This is a genomic window from Streptomyces sp. NBC_01314, from assembly GCF_041435215.1.
Classification (GTDB): domain Bacteria; phylum Actinomycetota; class Actinomycetes; order Streptomycetales; family Streptomycetaceae; genus Streptomyces.
Window position 1 is genome coordinate 26,522 of the sequence record NZ_CP108394.1, and the last position, 22,524, is coordinate 49,045.

At 69.6% G+C, this 22,524-nt stretch carries 17 protein-coding genes; 4 read left to right on the top strand and 13 right to left on the bottom strand.

Annotated elements, in window-relative coordinates; genetic code table 11:
* Positions 1-99: 99 nt before the first annotated feature.
* Positions 100-3,378, bottom strand: a complete 3,279-nt coding sequence (locus OG622_RS00105) for a hypothetical protein (RefSeq protein ID WP_371572155.1) — start codon at positions 3,376-3,378, stop codon at positions 100-102.
* 490 nt (positions 3,379-3,868) lie between these two features.
* Positions 3,869-4,141, bottom strand: a complete 273-nt coding sequence (locus tag OG622_RS00110) for a hypothetical protein (RefSeq protein ID WP_371572156.1) — start codon at positions 4,139-4,141, stop codon at positions 3,869-3,871.
* A gap of 595 nt (positions 4,142-4,736) precedes the next feature.
* Here OG622_RS00110 and OG622_RS00115 point away from each other — a divergent pair.
* On the top strand, positions 4,737-6,173 hold the full coding sequence (locus OG622_RS00115) for an FG-GAP and VCBS repeat-containing protein (RefSeq protein WP_371572157.1): 1,437 nt from the start codon (positions 4,737-4,739) through the stop codon (positions 6,171-6,173).
* A 311-nt stretch (positions 6,174-6,484) separates the two neighbouring features.
* Here OG622_RS00115 and OG622_RS00120 read toward each other — a convergent pair whose 3' ends face one another.
* The 4 genes from OG622_RS00120 to OG622_RS00135 form a co-directional block, all read right to left on the bottom strand.
* Positions 6,485-7,327: a carbohydrate ABC transporter permease gene (locus OG622_RS00120; RefSeq protein ID WP_371572158.1), complete on the bottom strand. Its 843-nt coding sequence runs from the start codon at positions 7,325-7,327 to the stop codon at positions 6,485-6,487.
* Between the two features lie 3 nt (positions 7,328-7,330).
* Positions 7,331-8,338 (bottom strand): carbohydrate ABC transporter permease, encoded by a 1,008-nt coding sequence (locus tag OG622_RS00125; protein ID WP_371572159.1) that lies wholly within the window; start codon positions 8,336-8,338, stop codon positions 7,331-7,333.
* A gap of 60 nt (positions 8,339-8,398) precedes the next feature.
* On the bottom strand, positions 8,399-9,739 hold the full coding sequence (locus tag OG622_RS00130; protein ID WP_371572160.1) for a sugar ABC transporter substrate-binding protein: 1,341 nt from the start codon (positions 9,737-9,739) through the stop codon (positions 8,399-8,401).
* Between the two features lie 74 nt (positions 9,740-9,813).
* A complete protein-coding gene (locus OG622_RS00135; RefSeq protein WP_371572161.1) occupies positions 9,814-10,836 on the bottom strand; it encodes a LacI family DNA-binding transcriptional regulator in 1,023 nt (340 codons plus the stop codon).
* A 180-nt stretch (positions 10,837-11,016) separates the two neighbouring features.
* On the opposite strand from OG622_RS00135, the gene OG622_RS00140 reads away from it, so the two are divergent.
* Complete coding sequence (locus OG622_RS00140) at positions 11,017-12,366, top strand: mucin-1 (RefSeq protein ID WP_371572162.1); 1,350 nt, start codon at positions 11,017-11,019, stop codon at positions 12,364-12,366.
* Positions 12,367-12,395: 29 nt separating this feature from the next.
* Positions 12,396-13,604: a glycoside hydrolase family 1 protein gene (locus OG622_RS00145; protein WP_371572163.1), complete on the top strand. Its 1,209-nt coding sequence runs from the start codon at positions 12,396-12,398 to the stop codon at positions 13,602-13,604.
* 338 nt (positions 13,605-13,942) lie between these two features.
* Here OG622_RS00145 and OG622_RS00150 read toward each other — a convergent pair whose 3' ends face one another.
* The 3 genes from OG622_RS00150 to OG622_RS00160 form a co-directional block, all read right to left on the bottom strand.
* A complete protein-coding gene (locus OG622_RS00150; protein ID WP_371572164.1) occupies positions 13,943-14,074 on the bottom strand; it encodes a hypothetical protein in 132 nt (43 codons plus the stop codon).
* Positions 14,075-14,238: 164 nt separating this feature from the next.
* Positions 14,239-16,098 (bottom strand): zinc ribbon domain-containing protein, encoded by a 1,860-nt coding sequence (locus tag OG622_RS00155; RefSeq protein ID WP_371572165.1) that lies wholly within the window; start codon positions 16,096-16,098, stop codon positions 14,239-14,241.
* A gap of 265 nt (positions 16,099-16,363) precedes the next feature.
* Positions 16,364-16,834, bottom strand: coding sequence for an Lrp/AsnC family transcriptional regulator (locus OG622_RS00160; RefSeq protein ID WP_371572166.1), 471 nt, complete (start codon positions 16,832-16,834; stop codon positions 16,364-16,366).
* A 131-nt stretch (positions 16,835-16,965) separates the two neighbouring features.
* Between OG622_RS00160 and OG622_RS00165 the strand changes: the two genes are divergently transcribed.
* The gene (locus OG622_RS00165; protein WP_371572167.1) at positions 16,966-18,327 is read left to right on the top strand and encodes an aspartate aminotransferase family protein; all 1,362 of its coding nucleotides are present in this window, start codon (positions 16,966-16,968) and stop codon (positions 18,325-18,327) included.
* A 160-nt stretch (positions 18,328-18,487) separates the two neighbouring features.
* Here OG622_RS00165 and OG622_RS00170 read toward each other — a convergent pair whose 3' ends face one another.
* Genes OG622_RS00170 through OG622_RS00185 form a run of 4 tightly spaced genes read right to left on the bottom strand, consistent with a single transcriptional unit; the run spans position 18,488 to position 22,360 of the window.
* The gene (locus OG622_RS00170) at positions 18,488-19,141 is read right to left on the bottom strand and encodes a hypothetical protein (RefSeq protein WP_371572168.1); all 654 of its coding nucleotides are present in this window, start codon (positions 19,139-19,141) and stop codon (positions 18,488-18,490) included.
* The gene (locus OG622_RS00175; RefSeq protein ID WP_371572169.1) at positions 19,138-20,064 is read right to left on the bottom strand and encodes a hypothetical protein; all 927 of its coding nucleotides are present in this window, start codon (positions 20,062-20,064) and stop codon (positions 19,138-19,140) included. The genes OG622_RS00170 and OG622_RS00175 overlap by 4 nt, the downstream gene beginning before the upstream one ends.
* Positions 20,061-20,963, bottom strand: a complete 903-nt coding sequence (locus tag OG622_RS00180) for a hypothetical protein (protein ID WP_371572170.1) — start codon at positions 20,961-20,963, stop codon at positions 20,061-20,063. Before OG622_RS00180 ends, OG622_RS00175 begins: the two co-directional genes overlap by 4 nt.
* Complete coding sequence (locus OG622_RS00185) at positions 20,960-22,360, bottom strand: sensor histidine kinase (RefSeq protein WP_371572171.1); 1,401 nt, start codon at positions 22,358-22,360, stop codon at positions 20,960-20,962. The genes OG622_RS00180 and OG622_RS00185 overlap by 4 nt, the downstream gene beginning before the upstream one ends.
* Positions 22,361-22,524: the final 164 nt, after the last annotated feature.

Consider the following 22,524-nt stretch of genomic DNA (forward strand, 5'->3'; position numbering starts at 1 on the left):
ACTCCTTCGGGAAGGATCACACCTAATTCATGACACTCCCGTCGCAAGCCATCGGCGCGGCAGGGGCCGCTCTGCCGACCGCCCTGCTGATGGGTTGGTTCAGGACAGGCCGGGTTGGTCATCGGTGTCCGTGAGCAGGGGTGCGAATTGGTAGTGCCCACGATAGGTAGCTCGGTTGATGATGTCGCGGGCCAGTTCCTGGTGTTCGGGAGAGGCAAGTCCGGCCAGCAGAACGGCGCGGATTCCGCTCTCCCTGATCCGTGGGGCGTAGTCGTACCTGTCCAGCGTGGTGGCCCATCGGTGCATCAGTTCCAGGACTGGTCCCAGGTGGTCGGTGACTGCCTCAGCCAGGAATGAGTAGATGCGCCGGTCGCGGCCGAGGCTTCCGGTCATCTCAAAGGCAACGCTCAGCTGTTGCAGGCGCCAGGTGACCGGGAAGGCGTCATTGCGGACCAGTGGGCCGATCAGGGCGTGGATCTCCTTGGGTTGCGGTGCAGGCTCATTTGCGTTGTCGTCCCGAGCGGTCAGGCGCCAGGTCCACCACTGCATGATGCGGTCGCGAGTATCGGGCGACAGATCACGGTGGTGAACGACTTCACTCAACGACGAAGCGAGCTGAACTCCAGCCACAGGTGAGGAGCACAGGTAGTCAGCCATGGTGCTCTCGTCCAGCCCGAGCAGACCTGCCAGATAGATGGCCATGAGGTGATCACCCAGCCTCCGGTGCAAGTCCCGGTGATCCTGACCGTCCACTGCGGGTGTGCGGGCTGCGGTGCGGTAGACGTCCATGAGGAGGCCCACCACGGACTCAGTGAGCGACGACATGCTGCTCAGGTAAGCCATCCAGCTGGCACGGCCCAGTGCGGTGTCGAGGTTGAACAGGACCCCGATTCGGCGTCGCGTCCACGCCGGGTCGAGAGCATCGAGTCGGTTGATCAAGGATCCGACGGCCCGGCCGACGGGACTGGCCGCGCCCGGGGCAGCGGGCGTACCAGCCACGTCCAGCAGCAGGGTGTCCAAGGCGGTGAACAGCACCTGGAAGGCAGTGCCGTGTTCGCGACGCCACAGTGCCCACTCGACGGCGGCTCGCAAGGCTGTTTCCAAACTCTCGTCCCAAACAGACCGCTGGTCCCCGTCAAGGTCGTCTTGCGGCGACCTCGCGGCGCTCCAGACCGACTCAAGTACGTCCCACAGCGCGTCGCCGAGCAGGGCAGAGATCTGCTGGGTGCTCTGCAGCGCCAGTCCCGCCAGCACAAACCGGGCGACGGACAGGTTCAGGGTGCCGGTGTCGGAGGTGTGAGGGCGGCCAGTAGCCAACTGCACGAGCGGGAGGATGGTGGTCCAGGTGAGTTGCTGACCAGCCTGAATAGCCGTACGGAATCCGTCGAGGACGGCGGCGAGATGATCATCGGCCAACTCGGCGAACTCCGGGGCGTCCTCTTGGTAGATGAGGGCCTGGCTGGTCACGGCGGCTTGCAGCTGACTGCAGAAGGCTTCGGCGTTCGTGCCGAACCGGGTGGGTGCGGGCTGGAACTCCCGGGCGTGGCTGATCAGATCAGTGGCCGCCATCGCAGCCAGGTTCTCCGGCGAACCCTCCTCGTCGGCCGCCGACCAGGCCGGGGGCTGGGGAATCGTGTCCAACGACGGTGCCGGACCGAGGCTGTCGCACAACTCTCGGTAGCGCTGCAGCTGCTGCTCGGGCAGGACATCGGCCAGTGCGGCATAGCGGTCTCGCTGCCAGGCGCCCGCCCACTGCTCGACGTACTGCTCTGGCGGTTCAGCACCACCGGAAGTGCTACGGAACCGCTCCACGAACCGTTCGGTGTCCGGCCCAGCGTCGATGACGGCCAGTACCCCTTCAAGCGCGGCCCGGCCCAGCGACCTGGCGAAGACGCGCGCCAAGAGTGCCCATTCACGCTGCGACCGGGCGGCAGCAATCTGGTCAAGATCCGTCAGACTGCTCTCCACCACGTCCGGAGCGTCGGCGCCGTGACGCTGGAGAATATGCAGGCGGAGCCTGCGGAAGACCAGCCACGGCTGGGACTCCAGGATGGAAAGAACCCGGCGGATGTCCGTGGCCGCAAGATGGTCGGCCGTGTCGCGGACCGCCTCGGTGAACAGGGCACGGTCATCAGAGCGCATCCCCCCGTGACCCGGGTCCAGCACCGGGTACCACACGCCGGACAGGTCGTCCCCGCCAGCGCGGTCAGGGTCCATTCCGGTGGCAAGGAGCGTACTTGCCAGGCTGTCGGTCAGCGCCTCCAACCAAGCTGCCCCCAGGTGACGGGCCAAGGTGGTGTTGTGTGAGCGCAGAATCTCCTGGAGATCGTAGTCGTCGATCCGGCCACCGTGCTGAGCGGCCTGCAGGAGCGCGGCCATCACCGCCAGGGCCTGCTCGGTGTGACCGCCCTGGGCGCAGCGAACCGCGAGTTGGGCGTAATGGTCCGGGTCGATCAGGTAGGGGCCACGAATCGCTTCCACCGCCCGCGGCACCAGACGCGCCGCGTCCGCGGGGGGCAGCAGGAGTGCCACCTCCGCAAGATCGAGATTGACCCGCGGGTTATCCGTCGAGGGGATCTGCTCGGCGATTGCCGCCACGTCTACCGGGGCAACGCTGGTCATCCGCACCAGATACGTTGAGGCGGGCCAGGCGGGAAAGACCACCGTGCGCGCTTCGTCGTCGGTTTCCGGTGCCGGCGGCGTACTGAAGAGTCCGTACCCGCGCAGGTGCGGCAGCCACCGGGGGGCGTCCAGCAGTCCAAAGAAGCGTTCCTGGGTCAAGTAATCCTGGGGGAAGGCATTCAGGAGCAGCTTCACATGGGCCTTGCCCGGCTCACGGACGGCAGCCAGGGTCTCCAGTCGCTGCAGCACGGTGACGTAGCGGGTCTCGAAGCGGTCGAGCACCACATCGAGCATGTCCTCCAGTTCGGCCAGGCGCACACGGACCGCTGCGTCCATCGGCGTCTGTTCCATACGGACCCGGTGCGCGTAGGTGTGCAGTTTCCTCGCTTCTGCCAGCCAGACGACGGCCGCGGGGTTGGCGGCTGGGATACCCAACCAGTCCAGCACACCCTTCACTTCGAACAGGTGCCGCTGCCCCCCGCCCGCGGTCGGATCTTTCCGGATGGCATCGGGCAGGAGAACCTCGCGCAGGGCGCTCTCCAGCTCCCGGAACAGGTGCGAAACCAGCATCCCGGTCGAACGCAGCGGCAGATCCTCATCCAGCAGGGTGCAGATATCGGCGTACCAGCCCGCGGGCCCGGGGCCGAACCGGCGCAAACGCCTCAGAATCCGCTGCTGCCTATCAAGGGCGGTCGGGCCAGGGCGTTGCCCGGACAACCGCTCCAGAGGAACCTCACGGTCCTGCGCCTGTGACACCGGCGCCACCCCCTATCGGCCGGCCCAGGCCAGCGCCCCGACCGGAGAGCTGACCGTCCCAAGGACACGCCGGACTACACCCTGATCGTTCCACAGCCACCCCGTCCTCCCGGCCTCGATGACCGACCTACTCCCCGGCCCCACCCGCCAGCGACCGGCCATCCCAACCACACAGCAAGCCCCTGACCAGCACGAACACGCACCGTTCCATTAGGTACAAGAAACCATCCCCAACACCACACCAGCCTTATCAACAGACCCCCAACAACCGCAGGTCAGAAGCCTCGCGACCATCGCCGGAAGGACCCCAGAAACGCCCTTCCCTCTTCTCAAAAAATCATCAACACCACAGCTCACACCCAACCCACCACACCAACTGCGAACCCCTCAATCACACCCGCGCGGGCGTGGTGGGCAAGCTGATCAGCAAGTGTCCGGAGCAGTTGAGGTTCCGCCGGGGCGGTGGATTCACCCGGCCGGGTGCGGTTGGTCAGGGGCTGTCGCCGCCCCAGTCCCAGCGGGCCGGGTCGCCGGGGCGAGGGTCGTACAGCGCCCGGCCCCCGGGACCGAACTGCCCGAGCTCCGTGAGGAGGGAGACACCGCCGTCGATCTCCTCCGGCCTCCAGCCGGTGATGTCGAGCAGCAGTCCGTCCAGCGGCCCGCCCACCAGTTCGGCGTAGCGCCGTCCCGGCTTCGGGCCCGGGTGTTCGTGGTCGGCTCCGTAGATCCGGCCGCGCAGCAGTTGCTCATCGTCGCTGTCCATACGGTTCAGCCTCGCAGCCGCCACCGACAACGAGGGCCTGACCAGGCGCCCCTGGGCAAGCCCTCGCGCTGGCACGGGTGGCTTGCCCGGGTCAGCCGCGCCAGGGCCCGAGCCGGCCGCCGACCGCCGGCCCTTTGTGGCCTGTGCCCTCTCCGTCTCCTGGCACTCCTGCTCCTGGCGCTCCTGCTCGGCCTGTTCCGCGTGCCGCTCCGCTTCGAGCGCCCGCGTCTTGCAGCCGTCGCACAGGTGCGGGTGGCTGTCCCCGCGGCCCCGGTCGACCGTGTGACTGGGCGGCGGGATGCCCGGCCGGTCTCGGCGGTGGTCCACCCCGTGATCCAGGAGGACAGCCCCGCCACCACGCAGAGGGCGAGGCCGAACAGGCCGTACGCCATCCTGTTCCGCGCGGCGGGGTGGCGGGCCGGGACAGACCTGGATCTTGCGCGGCGCTTCACTCCGGCGGACTTCGGGGCGAACGCGAGCTGAAGCAGGCCGTGTCCACCGGGCGGCCACCTTCACACAACCGTTCGCATGCCTCGTGAGTCACATCCCCGTAAGTCTTCGCCCTCAGTTCCTCTTTCGACTATGGGAGTCCACCGTGCGCGCACGCACCCTGGCCGCTACCGCCGCCGTAGCGGCACTCACCGCAGCCGGCCTGACCCTGCCGCTCGCCGGGAGCGCCGCGGCTGCGACGACTGCGCGGTTCGATTTCAACGGTGACGGATACGCGGACATCGCGGTCGGCATGCCCAACGCCACGGTGGACGGCAAGGCCATGGCGGGCTACGTCAGCGTGATCTATGGCGGCGCGCAGAGCCCGTACCAGTCCACCGGTGTCTTCAGCCAGGCTGAGGCCGGCATACCCGGCACGCCCGAGGCCGGCGACCGCTTCGGCTCCTCCGTGGCACCCGTCGACGTGAACGGCGACGGTGTCTTCGAGCTCGTCGTCGGCGCGAGCGGCGAGTCGCTCACCTCCGATCAGCTCAAGGACGAGGGCACCATCACCGTCCTGGACGGCTCGGAGTGGAACGTCAAGGGCACCACCGTGGCCAGGGGTGTGTCCGAGTACAGCAGCATCGGCAGCACCATCGCCACGGGTGACTACGACGGCGACGGCGACACAGACCTCGCGTACGGCGAGAAGGACGAGGAGGCCGGCGCGCTCCGGTTCCGCCCGGGCCCGCTCACCGCCGCCCCGGTGACCACCACCACCTTGCGCAACTACGGCATGGGCGGCGACACCCGCGACCTGGTCACCGGCGACTTCGACGGCGACGGCCGGGATGACCTCGCCACCGCCTGGCAGGCCCTGGACGACTCCGGCACCTTCATCACGCGCTGGGACGAGCAGGCCAAGCCCGCCCGGTGGTGGGCCGACGCCGACCGCGGCAGCGCGCTCGCCGCCGCCGACTTCGACGGGGACGGCACCGACGACCTCGTGGTCGGCCTCGTACAGGCCAATCCCGAGTCGGAGACGACGCATTGCCAGGACCGGCTCGGCGGTGCGCTGCTCCTGTTCAAGGGCTCGAAGACCGCGCAGTTCGGTACCGAGAGCGACTGCATCACCCAGTCGAATCCGGAGGTCGGCGGTACCGCCGAGGCGGGCGACGACTTCGGCGCGGCGCTGGCCGCCGGTGATCTGAACGGTGACAACCGTCCGGAACTGGTGGTCGGCGTGCCCGGTGAGGACGTGGGCACCGTGAAGGACGCGGGCGGATACGTCGTCATGAACGGTACGGAGAACGGCCCTTACGGGGGTCTGGCCCGCAGCCAGAGCACTCCGAACATGCCCGGCACGGCCGAGGCAGGCGACCGCTTCGGCGCCCAGGTGGCCGTCGGTGACTACAACCGTGACGGCCTGTGGGACACCGCGGTGAGCGCGCCCGGGGAGAACGCCGGTGAGCCCAGGTCGGGTGGCGTCTGGTTCGTGCCGAGCAGCATGGAGGAGACGTACCCGCTGGCCAAGTCGCTGACCCCGTTCGGCTTCGCGCTGCCCCACGGCGCCATCAAGTACGGGGAAGTGCTGGGGCTTTAGGCATCCGCTTGCCGTCCCTGTACCAGGGTGTGCTCCGCCTGACCCGGCTGTTGGCGCTTGAGCGGGGGTCTGGACGGAGAAGGACCGTGCGCCGGCGGGCGGGTGACCGTGCCGGCGGGCGAGTGTCAGCACCTGAGCGTCTGCTGACATGAGGTTGCCGGGTACGGTTCGGCCGGCCGTACCCGGCGGTGTTTCGTCCTGGAACCGGCCGTCCGCGGGATTCGTGTGGTCGGTGCGGGGGTGGCGCCGGGCCTGGGAGCAGGGCTCCTGTCGTGGGTAGGGGCCGAGAGGTGCAGGTTCTCGGCTTTTCCTCAGCCCTTGACGGCGGAGCTTGCGACGCCCTGGACGAACCAGCGTTGGAAGAAGGCGAAGACCACCAGGACGGGCAGGACCAGGAGGACGCCGAAGGCGAGGATCTGTCCCCAGTCCGGGGGCTGCTGGCCCTGGAAGACGCTCATCTCCAGCGGCAGTGGCCGGACCGAGGGGTCGGAGACCATCAGTACGGGCCACAGGAAGGAGCCCCACTGGATGAGGAAGGTCAGGATCGCCACGGAGGCGAAGGCCGGCTTCGACATGGGGACGATGATGGCGAAGAAGGTGCGCCAGGGGCCCGCGCCGTCGATGCGGGCGGCTTCCTCGATGCTCGGTGGGATCGAGCGGAAGAACGTGTGGAACTGGTAGACGGAGAAGGCGTTGGCGATGAAGGGGAGCGCCAGGATGTAGAGGGTGTTGCGCTGGTCGTTGAACATGTAGAAGAGCGGGACGGCCACCGACTCGAACGGGACCAGCATCAGCAGCAGGATGAGTGTGAAGACGGCTTGCCTGCCGCGCCACTTCAGCCGGGAAAGGCCGTACGCCGCCATCGAGTTGACGAACAGGCCGCCGGTGACGACGACGAAGGCCAGCAGCAGCGAGATGCCCATGAAGCGCCAGAAGTAGCCGGTGCTGTCGGAGTTGAGGCTGCTCAGGACGGCGGAATAGTTGTCGAAGGACAGGTTGGTGGGCAGGAAGCCGGACAGGCCGTTGAGGACCTCGTCGGACGGCTTGAGGCTGCCCAGGAACAGGTAGATCACGGGCAGCACGAAGACGAAGGCCAGCACGCTGAGTACGGCGTAGTCCATGAAGCGGCGCAGGGGCGTAGGGGTGGTGCCCATGGGTCAGTCCTCGTTTCCGGGCCGGACGACGCGGCGCTGGATGAGCGTCAGGACGACGACGATCAGGAAGAAGACGACGGTGATCGCGGACGCCTGGCCGATGTTGTTCTGGTCGAAGGCGGTGGTGACGGCCTGGTACATCACGGTGCGGGTGGCGTCCTCGTCGAGCCCGCCGCCTCGGACGAGGACGTAGACCTGGTCGAAGACGCGGAAGGAGAGCACGGAGGTGAGCGTGGCGACGAAGACGAGGGTGCCGCGGATGCCGGGCAGGGTGACGTGGCGGAACTGCTGCCAGCGGGAGGCGCGGTCGAGTTCGGCGGCCTCGTAGAGTTCGCCCGGGATCTGCTGGAGGCCGGCCAGGAGGATGACCATCTGGAAGCCGACACCCTGCCAGATGGACAGCACGATGATCGAGGCCATCGCGGTGGCGGAGTCGCCGAGCCAGTCGAAGGCGCCCCAGTTGCCGAAACTCACCGCGTCCAGTGCGGAGTTGAGCATGCCCTGGTCGCTGCGGGCGAGTATGAGGCGCCAGATCACGGCGACCAGGGCCATGGGGAAGACGACCGGCATGAAGAACAGGGACCGGAACAGTCCGATGGCCTTGAGCTTGCGGTTGAGCAGGATCGCGAGGGCGAGGGCGAGGGCGGTCTGGACGGGTACGACGATGACGGCGAAGGTCAGGTTGTTCAGCAGTGCCCGCAGGAAGGGGCCGGACAGGTCGGGGTCGGTGAACAGGCGCCGGTACTGCTCGATCCCGAACCAGGTCGGTTCCAGCGGGGAGCCGAGGCGGACGTTGTAGAAGGAGAGGACGACGGCGTAGCCGAAGGGCACACCGACGAAGACGATGAGTCCGACGACGGCCGGGGCGGACATGAGCAGTCCGTGCAGCCAGTCGCGGTTCTTGGGGCCCGGCCGCGCCGATCGCGTCATCCGCGCGGGCTTCACGGGTGTCACGGATGAGGTCTGCTCCGGGCCGGGCGGTGCGGTGTGCGCGGGTTCCACGGATGTCACGGGAGGTCCTGTTCCCGGCGGGGCGGGCGCGGCTGCCGTGCCCGCCCCGGCCGCTGGGTTCTACGGGATCTTGTAGCCGGCGTTGTCGGAGAAGTCCTGGTCGATGGCGCGGGCGGCCTTTTCCAGGGCGCTCTTGGGGTCGGCGCCGCCGTAGATGGAGTTCAGGGCCTCGCTGAACTTCGAGGTGATCACGGGGTATCCGGCGGTCACCGGGCGGGTGACGGCGACGCAGGAGGAGGTTATGTCGCTGTCGCCGCAGGGCTTGGCGAGCTGGTCGGCGAAGAGCTGGAGCGGGCCGCCCTGCTGGTAGAGGCTGCTCTTGGCGAGCGCGGTCCTGGTGGCGGGCACCGCGCCGTTGGCGGTCGTCATGGCGGTGACGTTGGTGTCGTCCAGGAGGGTGTCCAGGAACGTGCCGGCGGCTTTGGCGTTCTTGCTGTCGGCGCCGATGCCCCAGGCCCAGGAGCCCTGGCCGGTCTTGGGTCCGTTGCCGAAGTCGGGCAGTGGCAGGACGACGAGGTCGTCGCCGAGGGCCTCGCTGTAGGCGGGGTACATCCAGTGGCCGACCCAGCTCAGGGCGACGCGGTCCTTGGCGAAGGCGTTGCCGTCGGTGTTGGGGTCGACGTAGGTCTTCCAGGACTGGAAGGTCTTCAGGGCCGAGACCACGGCCGGAGTGTCGAGGGCGCCTTCGGCCTTGCCGTCCTTGAGGAGGGTGCCGCCGGCTGACCAGACGATCGGGGCGAAGCCGTAGGTGCCCCACTCGTTGGCATAGCCGCCGCTCTCCTGGAGGTCGAGGGGTTTGCCGTCGGAGTCCTTGGCCTTCAGCGTCTTGAGCGCGGCGGTGAACTCCTCAGCTGTCCAGTCGTCGGACAGGCCGGTCGGGTACTTCACGCCGGCGGCGTCCAGCAGCTTCTTGTTGCCGTAGATACCGAGACCCGAGTCGAACATGCCCAGGCCGTAGTGCTTGCCGTCGATCTCGCCCTGCGCCTTGTTCGCGTCGGTGGCGTTGTCCATGGTCTTGGCGGAGACGAAGGTGTCGATCGGGGCGAGTTTCTTGTTGTAGACGAAGTTCGCCATGGTCGGGCCGTCGAACTCCATCACGTCCGGCAGCTCGGAGGCGTTGGTGGCGGTGATGGTCTTGGTGTAGTCGGCGTCGGGTATCAGCTTCAGGTCGACCTTGATCTTGCTCTGTGAGGAGTTGAAGGCTTTCACCGCGTTCTGCAGCGCACTGACCTCGTTCTTCTGGCCCTGGTGGGCCCAGACACTGATGGTGCCCTTGCCGCTCCCGGCCTCGGCGGAGGTATCGGTGCCGCTGCCCGAGCCGCAGGCGGCCAGCGCCACCAGGGGGGCCAGGGCCAGGGCCGTACATGCGGTGCGGCGGTGCTTTCTGCTGGTCGAGCTCATGGCTGTGCCTCCGTGCTGTGGCGAGGGTTCGACGATGTGCTTGCCGGGCGTGGGGGTGTGGGGCTTTCGGGCAGCTACTGCGGGCCGCGCGGGCGGGGCGGGGCGGTGGTCTCGCGCAGGACGAGGCGGATGGGCATCTGCACCTGCTCGGCGGGCGGTTCGGTGTCGGGTTCGTCCAGCTGGCGCAGCAGCAGCCGGGCGGCTTGGGCGCCCTGGTCGGCGACCGGCTGGGCGACGGTGGTCAGGCCGACCACGTCGGCGAGTTCGTGGTCGTCGAAGCCGACGACGGACACGTCGTCAGGGACCCTGAGGCGGTGGCGGCGCAGGGCGCGCAGGGCGCCCATCGCCATCTCGTCGGACTGCGCGAACACGGCGGTCGGCGGCCGGGAGGCGGCCAGCAGCTCGGTCATCGCCCGCTCGCCGCCCTCGACGGTGTAGTCACCGTCGGCCTCCAGGGCCGGGTCGTGCTCGATCCCGGCCTCGGTCAGTACGTCCAGGTAGGCGTTGCGGCGTTCGATCGGGGTGGTCCAGTGCAGCGGCCCGCTGGATCCGCTGATCATGCCGATGCGGCGGTGGCCGAGGTTGACCAGATGCCGTACGGCGCTTTCGGTGCCGGCCCGGTCGTCGATGCCGACGACGGTGAAGCCGGGCCGGGTGCCGCCGACCGTGGTGGCCAGCGGCACCCCCAGTGAGCGCAGTGCGGCGGACTCCGCATCGTCAGGAATGAGGAGCGACAGCACCGCGTCCACGCGCTTGCGGACCGGCAGCTTGGTGAAGAAGCGCTTGCGTGTCTCCGGCGAGCCCAGGTTGTACAGCAGCACGTCGTAGCCGGCGGCGCTGAACTCGCGCTCGGCGGCATCCAGGACGGTGCCGAAGAACCAGCGGCCCACGTACGGGACCACGACCCCGATGGTGTAGGTGCGCCCGCTGGCCAGGCTGGAGGCGGAGCGTGAGGCGGTGTAGCCGAGTTGGGCGGCCAGGGCCGTGATCTGCGCCCGTACCTCCTGTGACACCCCCGGCCGGCCGCGCAGCGCGCGGGACACGGTGGACGCCGAGACTCCGGCGGCGCGGGCGACATCGGTGATGCTGGCCGTCACGGCGGATACCTCCCGTTGATTTCACATCGGTGTGATCTGTGGGTGACGTGACCGTAAACCCGCCCACCTTGTTGCGCAAGCGTTTGCGTTCATATTTACTTGGGCCGGTTCTCAAGAGACCTTTTTGTTATCCAGCGTCAGCGCACACGTTTGGGCGCTGTGGAGCGACAGGACCTGTGCATGCGATACGCCCCGCCCGGCCTCTGCGTGAACGACTTCGCCGTCCTGCGCGACGAGGACGGCACGTACGCGGTGCTGCACCTGCAGGGGCCCTGGACAACGGACTTCGACCATCTGCGGATGGAGACCTCCTACGGCCGGGCCACCTCCACCGACCTGGTCCACTGGCAGCCCCAGGGCACCCCCTTCGGCAACGGTCTGCCGGGCCGCTTCGACCAGCAGGCGGTGTGGACGATGCATCCGATCCCTCACGGCGACGGAATGGCGATGTTCTACACGGGCGTCAGCGGTCTCACACCGGGCGGCTGGCCCCTCCAGTCCATCGGGCTGGCGCACTCCGGGCGCACCGACGGCACAGCCTGGCGCCGCCACGGGAGCGTGCCGGTCGTCGAGGCTGATCCGCGCTGGTACCGCACCGGTGAACGCATGGGCTGGCGCGACCCGTTCGTCGTACGCGACGACGAGAGGGACGGCTGGGTCATGGTCGTCTGCGCCAGCGACGCCTCCCTCCCGGTGGAGGTCAGCGGCTGCGTCGCGCTGGCCACTTCCGAGGACCTGGAGCACTGGACCGTCCACCCGCCGCTCATCTCACCCGGCGACGTCGACGAGTTGGAGTGCCCGGTCCTGGAACACCTCGACGACGGAACCTGGCTGCTGCTCGGCTCCATCGGCGCCACCCGCGGTTTCGAGGCGTGGACCGCCCCGAGCCTGCGGGGCCCCTGGACCCGGCGCGGCCCGCTCGGCCCGACCGGCACCTACGCCCCGCGCGTCATCGCCGCGCCCGACGGCTCCCGCGTCGTACTGCACACCACGCCCCGCCAAGTCGGCCTCACCGACACCGGGCAGCGGTGCCGCGGCATGCTCGCCCAGCCCAAATCCCTTGTCGTTCACGGCGATTGCGCGCCCCGACTGCAATGGTGGCCCGGCCTGGACGGCTGGCTCGGCGAAGAGACCGACCGCCCCGCCCCGCACGCGGTCGGCGACATCGACATCTCCGGCCCGGTCGAGATCACCCTGCGCACGGACACGCCCGGCGGCGGCCGTTGCGCCCTCGCCGTGGGCTGCGACGGCAAGAACCTCTGGATCACCGGCCCCGACGGGACCCGGCTCGGCGAGACCGTCCTGACAAACCCCGCCACCACCTTGCGCATCCTCACCGTCGGGGAGTACATCGAGGTCTACGCCGACAACGTCTTCGCCCTGACCACCCTGTGCTACTCCGGCCACCCCGCCCCGTGGACAGCCTTCGCCGAAGGACACGAGCGCCCCGTCCCCGTCCGCCCGGTCCGCCTGCCCGACCCTCACCGCGACGACGCCTCGGCCATCTGGCCCGGCCCCTCACCGCGCTGACCCGACCTCCCCTCCGGAAAGGCCCCGTCATGCCCGCCGTGAACGTCACCGCCGACGGTCTCCGCTTCCCCGACGGCTTCCTGTGGGGAGCCTCCACCGCCGCCCACCAGATCGAGGGCAACAACGTCAACAGCGACTGGTGGCACATGGAGCACAGCGGCGGCTCTGTCGCCGAACCCAGCCTCGACGCCGCCGACAGCTACCACCGGTGGCGCGAGGACATGGACCTGCTGGCCCGGCTCGGCTTCACCGACTACCGCTTCAGCATCGAATGGGCCCGCATCGAGCCCATACCCGGCCACTTCTCCAAGGCGGAGATCGCCCACTACCGGCGCATGGTCGACGGCGCGCTCGAACGCGGCCTGCGCCCCATGGTGACCCTGCACCACTTCACCGTGCCGCACTGGTTCGCCGAGCGGGGCGGCTGGACCGCCAAGGGCGCCGTCGAACGGTTCGAGCGGTACGTACAGGCCACCGCACCGATCATCGGCGAGGGCGTACGGCACGTGTGCACCATCAACGAACCCAACATGATCGCGGTCGCCGGAGCCATCCGCGAACTGGGCACCGAAGCACCTCCCACGGCGGGACTCGTGCTGCCCGACAAGGCCACCACCGACGCCCTGATCAAGGCACACCACCGCGCGAGGGCCGCAGTCAAGGCGATCTCCGACGACATCCAGGTCGGCTGGTCCATCGCCAACCAGGTCTACCAGGCCCTGCCGGGCGCCGAAGCCACCACCGCCGCCTACAGCCACCCCCGCGAAGACGTCTTCATCGAAGCCGCCCGCGACGACGAATGGATCGGCGTCCAGTCCTACACCCGCACCAGGATCACCACCGACGGCCCCCTCCCCGCCCCCGACGACGCCGAACGCACCCTCACCGGCTGGGAGTACTACCCGCAGGCCATCGGACACGCGCTGCGCCACACCGCCGAGATCGTCGGCGACGTCCCCCTGATCGTCACCGAGAACGGCATCGCCACCGACGACGACACCCGCCGCATCGCCTACACCACCGGAGCACTCCAGGAGATCTCCGCCGCCATGGAGGACGGCCTCGACGTACGCGGCTACCTCCACTGGAGCGCCCTCGACAACTACGAATGGGGCTCCTACAAGCCCACCTTCGGCCTCATCGCCTTCGACCCCGACACCTTCGAACGCACCCCCAAACCCTCCGCGGCCTGGCTCGGCGGCCTCGCCCGCACCGGCCTACTGCCCCGAGCCTCCTGAGCGACCCGCGCAGGTCGTTCCTGGACTGAGACCGACTCCTGCGGCGCAGACCACCGGCCGTACCTGATGGTTCCGGCTCGACCTGGTGCTCGGGCCGGAACCCATCCCCGTCTTCCACATATCCGCCGGCTCGGCGCGGGTTCAGACGTGTTCGATCCCCTGCCCCATCCAGCGCAGGGCCGCCGGCGTCCACGGCACCCTGCCGCGCGTGGCATTACCGCGAATTCGGCCCTCAGGCATCGGTGAACTGCGGGGCATCGGTGAACTGCGGGACGAAGCCGCCCGCCCCGGGGTCCGGGGCGGGCGGCTTCGTCGTCCGACTCGTCGTGCCTGCCCGGTCACGCCAGGTTCTTCTCCAAGGCGGTGACATAGGCGTTGATGAAATGGCCGCGTACCCCGTCGCCGGCCGGTGCCAGCGGATCGGCGGTCAGGCCTCTGGCCCGGTCGGTGAGTGAGCCGAGCAGCGGCATGTTCTCCTGCAGCGTCTCTGATCAGCTTAGTGATCCCATGTCGGACGTGGTGTCCGGTATGGGGTCTGCCCACTGTGGAGGGGTGGCGTGGGCGTGCAGGTGGAAGCCCGCGCCCAGTGCTGTCCCTCGTGGCCGATGCCGGTTGGTGGGTGTGCTGATCGTCGTCACGCCCTGGTGCCGGTCGGCTGCGCGGGGCAGCCGTCTGCGGTCCGTGATGGGGGTCCCCCCGCTCGAGCGAAGTCGAGAGTGGGGGAGTGTCCCTCCGGACGCTGGCCCGCCGGACCCGAAGGGCCGGTGGGGGAGGGTGTCCGGCGTCGCCTGGGCGTCGGACGTGTGGTGCGGTGCCGGGTGGGTCCGGTCTTGGACCGGTCCGTCCGGCTGGTCTTCGGCGCGGGTGTGATGACCGCGCCCGCTTCGAGTTTGTCGGTCACGGTGCGGATGGCCATGGCACCGGTGGTGCGGTCGGTGACGGTCTTGGTCTGGTGAGTCAGGCCGCGGGCGGCGATGCGCTTCCAGGCGCCCGCATCGCGGTCGCCCTGCCAGCCGCAGGAGCCGCACAGGGCCCACTTCCAGCCCGCAATGGTGGGCCGGTCGGGGGCCTTGCGGTGCCGCAACACCTCCAGGCACTGCGGGCAGTGCTTCGAGGTGTTGCGGGCCGGGACGGTGACCACAGCGATACCGGTCTCGGCGGCCAGGTGCCGCATCCGGTCCACGATCTGCCCGCGCACGGCCTGGGAGAGCCGGGTGTTCATCGTGCGGCCCATGCCCCGGGCCTCCATCGAGCGCAGGTCCTCCACGTAGATCAGGCTCGCGCCGGCGGCGAGAGCCTGATCGACAGCCCACCGTGCACCAGCCCGGGCCAGGGCGTCGTTGAGGTTCGACCGGCGCCCGGACACGTGCCGGATCTCCTCGGCCAGGACCTGGTGCCTGGCCGTCAGGGCGTGCTGTTCGTCTTCGGCGATGAGCCGCTGGTAGTGACCGGCCTTGGTGTGCAGCTGCTCGCCCTGGCGGCGCAGCCGGTGCTGCTTGGCAAGAACACCAGCCGCCCGGAACATGCCGCCGCCGCCGAGGGCGGTGATGGTTCCGTCGGCGTGCAGCCGGGCGGCCCCGGCGGACAGCAGGGTGTTCAGTCCCCAGTCCACGCCGAGCGCGACTGCGTGTCCGCTCCGCTGCGTCCTGGGGACGGCGTGGGTGTAGGCGAGGTCGGCCCGCACCCGGCCCCGGTGGATGCGCAGGGTGGGCAGGTGCAGCACCGCACCCGCGGGGACCGTCGGCGGCAGGCTGAGCGGGCAGGAGATCCACGTCCAGTCCTTGTAGGACCGCGGGTCCGGGCGGGTGGGCAGTTGCAGCCGCAGCAGCGCCCGGCCCGGCTCGTCGGCGCGTTCGAGGGTGGCCTGCTGCTGGTCGCAGGCGGACAGCAGCAGCATCCGTGCGATGCGGGGCGCGGCCTCCACCTCGAACACGTTCACCGGCATCCGGCCGTGCTGCTTGACGAACGCGGTGATCTGCCGGGTCCGGCCCTTGATGACGCTGGACGGCAGGTACTCCCCGCCGGGCACCGCCGCACGCACCCGGTCCCACTCCTTGGGGGTGCGCCTGGCGGGGTCGGCGGGCCAGGTCGCGAGCACTCCGGCGGTCAGGTCGGCGCGCCACTTCGCCGCACGCAGCGTGCGCCCGGCCGCCTCCTGGGCGATGCGCACGATGCGGTCATTGACCCGGATGCCCCCGGCCGGGCCAGCCGTCCAGCCCAGGCGGCGCAGGGCCATCCAGGCGTTCGACGGCAGCGGGCGGCCCGCGGCGTCCTCACCGGCGGCCAGCACGTCCACATCGGCGGCGTTCCAGTGCTCGGCCAGCAGCGCGGCGACCATGCCCGACACCAGATCAGCAGCCCAGCCCACCCGCTCTGCCAGCACCGCAGCGGACAGGAGCTCACCCGTCTTCTCCTCCACACCGGTACGCAGCAGACCACGGGCGCACGCGGTACGGGCGATCTCGCCCCCGGCGAGCGGCAGTTTCCGGCTCACCGATACCCCTTCCCGTCCGCGATGCTGTCATCCGGTCAACGACACCCCCCGCGGAAGGTCACGCATTCGATCCACGCACTCACATACGACACCGACACCGAGCACACGGCATGACACAGGCGGATGACGAATCGCTACGGATACCTAAGGAAATACGTGAGCCTGCCGCTGGAGTCGATGTAGCGCAGTGCGCTGACAGGATGTGACGCCGTCGGCAGGTCGCGTCTCAGCCGCTGTGCGGAGTTGCGGGCCACCGTGTGTGAGGTCAGGGGCCGGCGTGTCGTTGCAGCAAGGATTGGACACTGAAGGGCTGTACCTCCAGCAGGACGATGGTGGTGTTGGAACGGACCACGCCAGGCGCTTCGAGCAGCAGGTTCGTAATGCGGTGCAGGTCCTCGGTGTCCCGGGCGACCACACGGGCGAGGAGATCGCCGTCGCCCGTGGTGACGAGCAGTTCGACCACCTCGGGGATGCGCAGGATCGCCTCCTGGGTGGGCTGCCCCACGCGCTGGCTGATCGACATCGTGATCAGGGCCAGCAGGGGGTAGCCGAGAGCTGCGGGGTCCACGCGCCGGCTGGGCTCCTTCAGTCGGCCGTCTTCCTCAAGTCGCTTCAGACGGGCCTGCACGGTGTTGCGGGCCAGACCGAGCCGGTCGGCCAGAGCGATCGTTGTGGCCCGTGGATCCGCGTCGAGCGCCAGGAGGATTCGGGCGTCGAGGGCGTCGACGTTTCGCATGCTGCCCAGCATCTCACATCACACGCGGGCAGCATTGAGCATTCTGCTCAATATTTTTTCCACATATTGCGCAGTTCGGTAGGCCTTTCTACGTTCTCACCATGCAAAATGCTCAGTGTGAAAGCACCTCAGTGAATAAGGCTCCCCGTGTCGGCCGCCGGGTATGGGGGGACGAGGACGAGGTCGTGGCGAGCGCCATGGACTACGCGTGGCGGCGCATCATGCAGGCTCCGGATCCGGTGACAGGCGCCCGCCCCGCCAGGGACCTCACTGTCGCGGCCGGTGCGGCCATCACCCCCCGGGGAATCGGCGGAGCCGCGGTCCTCGAACTGTTCGACCAGGTCCTGGCGCCCGCCACGCGCGCCCAGAACGGGCCGACGAACCTCGCGTACATCCCGGCAGCGCCTACTCGTGCCGCACTCGCCTTCGAGGCGGTCACCGCAGCGGCGAACATCTTCGCGGGAACCTGGGAAGCGGGAGCCGGCGCCATCCACGCCGAGAACGAGGCGTTGACCTGGCTCACCCAGCTCCTCGGATGGCCCCCCGCCGCGGCAGGATGCTTCGTCAGCGGCGGCACCCTGGGCAACCTCTCCGCTCTCATCACGGCCCGCGCCGCCGCCGGCGCCTCGCGGGGCCGGCCGGCGGACGGCTGGAAGATCGTGTGCGCCGACAGCGCCCACTCCTCGATCGCATCCGCCGCCCGCGCGATGGATGCGGAGATCGTCACCGCGCCGGTGGACCGGCGGGGGCACCTCACCGGATCCGCCGTGAACGCGGTCCTGGAGTCCACCACCGGCGTCTTCGCCGTGGTCGCAACGGCCGGGACCACGAATGCCGGCCTGATCGACGATCTCGACAACATCGCCGACGCGTGCGAACGCCACCACGTGTGGCTGCACGTCGACGGCGCCTACGGCGGAGCGGGCCTGGCGGCGCCCAGCGTGCGGCATCTCTACACCGGCATCGAACGCGCCGACAGCTTCATCGTCGATCCTCACAAATGGCTCTTCGCACCCTACGACTGCTGTGCACTGCTCTACCGGGATCCGGCCCCGGCGCGCGCCGCGCACCGTCAGTCGGCGCACTATCTCGACGCCATCGACCGCGATGTCCACAATCCGGCGGACCTGGCCCTGCACCTCAGCCGCCGTGCCCGCGGTCTGCCGTTCTGGTTCAGCCTGGCCGTCCACGGAACCGACCTGTACGCGCACGCCGTGGAACGGACGCTGGCCACCAGCCGACTGGTCAGCGACGCCATACGCGCCAGTGACCATCTACGCCTGACAATCGATCCCGAGTTGTCCGTCGTGCTCTTCGAACGGCCGGGGTGGGACCCGCAGGACTACGCGTCATGGTCCGCCCGGGCTGCCGAAACGGGCGCCGTCCTGTGCGTGCCGACCCTCTGGAACGGCGCGACGGTTCTGCGCATGGCCTTCGTCAACCCGGACACCCGCGCCGACGACGTCATCAACACGCTCCGCACACTCCGCTAGGTGTTCTGTCTCGGGAGGTTGTGAGGAGTGCAGGCGCTTTCTCGGGTCTCTGATCCTGCTCGATGCCGACCGACCAGGGCCGCGCCGCTGGTGTGCGCACCACGGGCCGCCCGCCGTACGGGCCTCGGAACTCAAGGCATGGAGGGGCGGATGGCGCTTGTCACGCTCTGGTGCGGGACTTCGTGGTGTGGGAGCGCGCCGCGAGGAGGGCCAGGGCGAGAGTGAGGGTGATGCCGTAGAGCACGACGACGGCCGTCGCGACGGCCGTGGCGCCGAACTGTGAAGGGCGCAGGAAGAGATACGGCATCGTTGCCGTGCCGGACCAGGCGAGGCTGCCCACGACGGCCAGATAAGCGGCCGGCCAGCAGGTGAGCAGGAAGGCCTCGTGCCGGCTCGTGGCCAGGGTGCAGGGGCTTGCCAGGAACTCCGCGACCACCGCCACCGGTGCGACGGCATGCAGGAGAACCGTGGCGGTGCGGGCCCACGCGTCGTCGTGAGCGCCGAACCAGGTGCCCGACGGGCTGCTCGGCGCGATCACCGTGAAGTAGACGAGCGAGGAGAGCACCACCCCGACCACCGCGGCGCCCCGGATCCGTTCGCCCCACACACCGCCTGCGGGCCCGCGCACCAGCCGCCGGGCCTGGACGGCCGCGGCCAGTACCGCCGAGTCGACAGTGAAGTACAGCAGCGGTGGTGTCGGGTCCGTTCGCTGCACGACCTGGCAGACCACGCCGGCCGTGAGGGCGGCGGCGGCAAGACCTCTGAGCCAGGCGGTCCGGCCCGCCCGGGGCGGGAGGGGAGCGAGGAGGGTCATGAGGGGGACATCCCGAGAGCGGTCCCCAGTCGGGGCGTCGCCAAGCCAACGGCCGGCAGCGAGTGCCAGAAGGCGTGCGGGCCCGGAACGCTCAGCAGCCGCGCCCTGAACCCGTGCCGCTCGGCGGCCGTCATCAGGCTGTGCACCGCCTGCCGCGGCGACAGCACGCTCTGCTCGCCGCGCACCACGACCAGCCGGCGCGTCTTTGGGCCCGGCTCCTGCGCGGCGGCCGCGAGATCCTCGCCGAGGCGCGCAGCACGCAGGGCGTTCGCGAGGAGGAGCAGGTCACTGCGGCGCCGGGTCAGCGGCCTGTCACCCGAGCGGGCCTCCAGGGGCCGGACGGCGCCGGGCACCGTGGCCGTCTGGTCCAGGTACGGCTGGACGAGACGGTTCTCGCGGCGCACGGCCGCCATGAGGCCCACGGCACTCCATCGCCGTATCGCGACCGGCTCCACCAGGACGACCGTCCTCAGCGGCGGGCCCGTCCGAGCCGTACCGGAGACGGCGGCCATCGCGGCGGCGAAGGACGCCCCCAGTGAGTAGCCCAGCACGCCGGTCGCGGCGGCGGGGCCGTCTGCGCCGATGACTTCGGTGGCCGCCCGCAGCATCCGCCGTGCGGGGACCGTGAAGTCGCCTCGCAGCAGCGCGCGTCGCTCGCCGGGCAGCAGCCGGGAGGCGGCGAAACCGGCGCCCGGGGTCTCCACGACCACGAGCCGTGCCCGCAGCATCGAGGCGATCAGCTGGAACCGCTGCATCTCGAAGGGTTCCACGAACGCCAGGAAGCCCTGCGCGACCACGAACGTCGGGTCGTCGGCGCCGCGCCGGCCGTCCACGACACCGAGCAGCGTCTCGCCGCCGGGGCCGTCGGCGGTGGCCACACGGACCGGCTCCCATGCAGGGGCCGTTGTGGGGGTGGGTGTCACGGCTGGGCCTCCTTCTTCTCGTTGATGCGGTGGCGTGTCAACGCCGCTCGCACGTCCGGGGAGTTGAAGAACGTGTCGTACGCGCCCGACTTCACGTAGTCCAGCACCGGATTGTGCTGCGCCCAGGTCTTCGCGGAGACGCCCGCCGACACGTCCGGCCAGCCCGACGTGTCCTGGCCCCAGGCCCGCACGAACGCCTCGAGGTCGGTCTGCCACTGCGTCATCATCGGGAAGAACGTCTTCTCCGGGTCGGCCGAGATCCGCCGACCCATCAGACGGTTCACGGTACCCGCGACCTGGCGGTGCGCCCGTGGTCCGTTGCACAGGCGGTAGCAGCGCAGCCAGTCGTAGGTCTCGTCGAGGTGCTTGCGGTTCAGACAGCTGTCCATCAGCCGGCGGAAGGGCCCGGTGGAGTCGCGCATCTGGCGGTGCGAGGCCTGCAGGTGCGCCTGTTCACCGTCGGGGGCCAGGAGCACCCGGCGCAGGATCTCCGGTGGCTCGTTCACGTTCAGTGGATCCGCGGCCAGCCACACCGCAGCCGCGGCCAGGAACAGTTGCGCGTGGCCGTGGGTCAGCTCGGTCATGCCGTACAGGGTCATGTCCGGGACGTGCTGCCTCAGGTACAGCATGGCGCCCAGGCCGGTGCGCACCTCGACCGGTCCGTCGCAGAGGGCGGGGTCGACGATGGTCAACGGGCGGTAGCCGGGGCCGGAGGGGGTGTTCAGATGGAAGTCGACGATCGCGCCGCTGAACCCCCGCAGTTCCTGCGTGCTCCAGTCCAACAGGAGCTCGGGGTCGTCCATGATCTCGAACTCGAGCCGGCCGGGTACGGACACCTGCTGGTCGAACACCCGGCTGCGTTTGCCCTGGTCGTCGATCAGGAGATATTTCATCGTCATCGGGTGGACTCCCTCTTGAGCCTCGGGGGGCGGACACTCCATACGCTGCGGATCTCCTTGCCGCCGGCCACCGCGGACTGCGTGATGTCGCCACCGAGGCGTCGCAGCCTGTCCCGCATGAACGCCAGTGTGCTGCCGTCCACGCACCACGAGGTGTCCTGAATCAGCGGGAGCGGATCGCGGATGCTGAGGTGGATCATGCCGTCCGACACCTGGCCCGACACCGTGACCGGCCGGTCGTGGATCTCGTGGCGCGCCATGGCCTGGGCGGCGTTGCTGACGACCGTGGTGATCAGCTGTCGCACGAGCTCCCGGTTGGCGGCGCGCAGCTCGCCGAGCCGCAACTCGGTGGTGATGCGCAGGGTGTGGTCGCGTGCGAGTTGTTCGATGACCGCCTCCAGGGCGATCTCCTTGTCCCCGGCGTCCCAGGCACTCTCGTCGGCCATCTCCTTGACCAGGGTGATCATGGGTGCGAAGTCGGCGGCATCGACCCTGACCTGGGCGCTGACCGCTTCGTCGTCGGCCAGGGACCGGAACAGCGAGCGGGCCCCGGTGTGCATGTCGTGGAAGTCCTGCGCCAGCCGGCTGCGGGCCTCGTTCATCGCCACGGCCACCTCCTCGCCGCTCGCCCGCAGGAGCCGGTCGCAGTCGCGCGCCTTCATGCCCACGAGGTAGGGCAGTACGCACGCCGCCCACGCCAGCGGCTCCATCTGCGGGCTCCACCGCCCGAGATGCACCGACAGTCCCACCACGGCCACGAGCACCCCCGTCACCAGCAGCCAGCCGTATGCCCGCAGGCTGACCAGGAACCGGGGCAGGCTCTGGTTGGCCGAGTAGTAGGTGCCGTCGGTGAGCACATGGAAGATGCCGGAGTTGGCGTAGGCGAGCGCGACCGCCAGGGCGGCGACCTTGACCCAGCCCGGGTCGCCGGGGCCCGTGAAGAACAGCACGGCGATCACGTTCGCGGGCACGGCGATCCCGCCGAGCACCCCGGTGGCGTTGAGCAGCGTGCGCTCCCACTGCCAGTTGTCCTGCCAGTCGAGCAGCAGCCGGACCAGGGCGAATTGTGAGCGGGCGCCGCCGTGCGCCTGGCCGTGGAGGTGGATCTCCAGCAGTGTCTGCACCACGCCGACCGACAGCAAAGCCCACACGACCGGCCGGGTGCCGTCGGCGAGGCCGAGCAGCACGGCGAGCACGGCGAGCAGGAACCCGCGGGTCGCGAACGGCCGGACACGGTCGTAGCGGTGGATACGGGCCGCGGTCACCCGCGTCGACCACAGGCTCATCGGGGCGGGCGCGGTCAGGTCCCACAGGATCTGGCCCCACGGACCGGTTGGCCGGTCCTGCGCGGGCAGGAAGTCGACGAGCGACAACCGGTCTTGCTGGGACAACGACATTCTTCGTACCCCCGTGACGTTCGTCGGGCTGGGCGCTGCGCACAGTGTGGGACAGCCATCGCGCGGGGGGTCGCGGTTTTCACGACTCCGCGGGGGTGGGGGTGTTGGGGGCTCTGTTAGATGCGGTGACGCGGCCCCGTTCGAGCGCCTCTCGGTACCCGGCA

Coding starts and splice junctions, on each gene's coding strand:
- OG622_RS00160 (WP_371572166.1), bottom strand. CDS start 16,834: ATGCGAAACGTCGACGCCCTCGACGCCCGAATCCTCCTGGCGCTCGAC.
- OG622_RS00150 (WP_371572164.1), bottom strand. CDS start 14,074: ATGCCGCTGCTCGGCTCACTCACCGACCGGGCCAGAGGCCTGACCGCC.
- OG622_RS00185 (WP_371572171.1), bottom strand. CDS start 22,360: ATGTCGTTGTCCCAGCAAGACCGGTTGTCGCTCGTCGACTTCCTGCCC.
- OG622_RS00120 (WP_371572158.1), bottom strand. CDS start 7,327: ATGGGCACCACCCCTACGCCCCTGCGCCGCTTCATGGACTACGCCGTA.
- OG622_RS00170 (WP_371572168.1), bottom strand. CDS start 19,141: ATGACCCTCCTCGCTCCCCTCCCGCCCCGGGCGGGCCGGACCGCCTGG.
- OG622_RS00110 (WP_371572156.1), bottom strand. CDS start 4,141: ATGGACAGCGACGATGAGCAACTGCTGCGCGGCCGGATCTACGGAGCC.
- OG622_RS00180 (WP_371572170.1), bottom strand. CDS start 20,963: ATGACGATGAAATATCTCCTGATCGACGACCAGGGCAAACGCAGCCGG.
- OG622_RS00140 (WP_371572162.1), top strand. CDS start 11,017: ATGCGATACGCCCCGCCCGGCCTCTGCGTGAACGACTTCGCCGTCCTG.
- OG622_RS00145 (WP_371572163.1), top strand. CDS start 12,396: ATGCCCGCCGTGAACGTCACCGCCGACGGTCTCCGCTTCCCCGACGGC.
- OG622_RS00130 (WP_371572160.1), bottom strand. CDS start 9,739: ATGAGCTCGACCAGCAGAAAGCACCGCCGCACCGCATGTACGGCCCTG.